We start from the raw sequence: 2,608 nt of genomic DNA on the forward strand, positions 1-2,608 counted from the left end.
ATACCGAACACGGAAGTTAAGCTCTCTAGCGCCGATGGTAGTTGGGACCTTGTCCCTGTGAGAGTAGGACGTCGCCAAGCAAGCTTAAGACGAGTCAGAATGACTCGTCTTTTTTGTGTTTCTAACTTCTTATTAGCCTCAAGGTACCATTTTAAGGTGTGCGCAATCCTTATCCTCTTAATTCTCTCATATTCAATTTCTCCTCTCACTTTCGATGCGTAGTTTAAGATTTTTCTATTGTATTTTTTGTAGAAGCGATCTGTCGGTATGTTAAAATAGTACAGTTGTTTTTTGAGGTACTTTAATATAGGAAGATTTAAATTTTTTTAAGGAGATAATATGAAAAAGATAGGTGTAATTACTATAGTAGTTTTTGTCCTTCTAGCAATTGCTTATATGTTAGTCGGGAATTATTTTTATAATTATGCATTGAATGCGAAACAAGAGAAAGAATTTTTAGAGGATAATCCTCACTTAGTAGAAACAGTGAACGCATCGGGAGGTGTGTTGGCTACAAATGAAGAAAAGGATGCGAACTTTGTATCAAATCATAAACCCAATACACTACACATAAATTCTTTCGATAAGTTGAAATTAACAGGTTATGAATATATGAATGAACAATCTAGCCATAAATGGGCAATTGTAGTTCATGGATATGATAGCAGGGCATCGAAGATGACGAAATACATTCGGAATTTTTATGAACAAGGTTATAACGTCATAGCGCCAGATCTTCGTGGGCATGGAAATAGTGAAGGCGATTATATCGGCATGGGTTGGCATGATCGTAAAGATATTTTGATTTGGATTCAACAAATTGTAAAGAAAGATCCGAATGCTGAAATAGCACTATTTGGTGTTTCAATGGGCGCGGCAACTGTAATGATGACTTCAGGTGAAGATTTACCTTCTAACGTTAAAGTTATTATTGAAGATTGTGGATACTCAACTGTTATTGATGAATTTACTTATCAACTAAAAGACTTATTCCACTTGCCGAAGTTTCCTGTTATGAATGCAGCAAATACAGTTACAAAATTAAGAGCTGGATATAATTTAGAAGAAGCTTCAGCTATAAAACAAGTAGCGAAAAGTAAAACACCTATGCTATTTATTCATGGGGATGCTGATACATTCGTTCCTTATGAAATGTTAGATGAAGTATATAATGCTGCAAAAGTAGAGAAAGAGAAATTAATTGTTCCAGGTGCTGGACATGGAGAAGCTGAAAAGGTAGATTCGAATAAATATTGGAATACCGTATGGAGGTTCGTGGGGAGATATATTCCAGCATAATTAGATTGTTTTAGAGTTGTATATACGATAATCAGAAGGTAGTGTTTTTATACTTTTGATTATCGTTTTTTTCTATTCGTAAATTCATTTTAGGTTGTAGTATATAAGGCTTGAAGCATAAATTTTTGAATTCTTTAGTGCCAGTGCTACAATGATTGAAAAATACATGTTAATGAGGTGTTTCTATGAAAATCGAAGTATGGTCAGATTTTGTATGCCCATTTTGCTATATTGGGAAACGTAGACTAGAGATGGCTTTAGAGCAATTTCCACATAAGAAGGATGTTGAAGTTGAGTTTAAAAGTTTTGAATTAGACCAAAATGCTCCAATCTATTCTGGAACAAGTATTAATGAAGTACTTGCATCAAAGTATGGGATTAGTATTGAAGAAGCTAAGCGTAATAATATACAACTAGGAAATCATGCAGCTAGTATGGGGTTGGATTTTAATTTTGAAGAGATGAAGCCGACAAACACTTTTGATGCGCATCGTCTGGCGAAGTTTGCAAAGGATCAAGGGAAAGAAAAAGAGATTACGGAAAATCTACTTTTTGCATATTTCACTGAATCGAGAAATTTAAGTGATGTGGATACGCTTGCTACTATCGCTGAAGCTTCAGGTTTAGATAAGCAAGAAGCTTTACATGTTATTAATGATAAAAATGCATATGCAAATGATGTTAGAATTGATGAAGCGATTGCTCAACAATATCAAATTTCGGGAGTACCTTATTTTATTATTAATCAAAAGTATGCTATTTCAGGTGCACAACCACTTGAAACTTTTGTTGGTGCACTTCAGCAAGTGTGGGAAGAAGAGAATCCCGCACCTAAGTTACAAGAGTTTTCATCAGAAGAAGGAAGCGATATGTCCTGTACTGATGGAAGTTGTTCGATCCCTTCAAAAGAACAATAGTTTTTATGATGGAATAGCAACCCATAGGGAGTTATATGGGTTGCTTATATATAAGTATAGAAGAGATATTTAAATAGATAACTTGGTAATATAAATGAGATTTATAAAAAATGAAGTTTTTTATAAAAATCCATTGACTATTATTATTTATAAGTGTAATATAGGACAAGTCGCAGATAGCAATAACGCAGAACGCGGCAAACGAAATGAAAAACTTAGTTGACATTAACTAACGAAGATGTTAACATAAGGAAGTCGCAAATGAGCGACCAAGTAGTTCTTTGAAAACTGAACGAAACAAACAACGTGAACGTCAATTTTTATTTTTAGATGCTAGACAAACTAACTTTATTGGAGAGTTTGATCCTGGCTCAGGATGAACGCTGGCGGCG

General features: G+C 34.4%; 2 protein-coding genes and 1 rRNA gene. All 3 read left to right on the plus strand.

Annotated features, from left to right (window positions below):
* A 5S ribosomal RNA gene (gene rrf / locus Q3V31_RS31080) occupies nt 1-80 on the plus strand; the annotation flags it as partial.
* A 259-nt stretch (nt 81-339) separates the two neighbouring features.
* Nucleotides 340-1,299, plus strand: a complete 960-nt coding sequence (locus tag Q3V31_RS30590) for an alpha/beta hydrolase (protein ID WP_329767698.1) — start codon at nt 340-342, stop codon at nt 1,297-1,299.
* Between the two features lie 185 nt (nt 1,300-1,484).
* On the plus strand, nt 1,485-2,216 hold the full coding sequence (locus Q3V31_RS30595) for a DsbA family oxidoreductase (RefSeq protein ID WP_000687929.1): 732 nt from the start codon (nt 1,485-1,487) through the stop codon (nt 2,214-2,216).
* Nucleotides 2,217-2,608: the final 392 nt, after the last annotated feature.

It is taken from the genome of Bacillus nitratireducens, from assembly GCF_036320425.1.
GTDB classification, from domain to species: Bacteria; Bacillota; Bacilli; order Bacillales; family Bacillaceae_G; genus Bacillus_A; species Bacillus_A nitratireducens.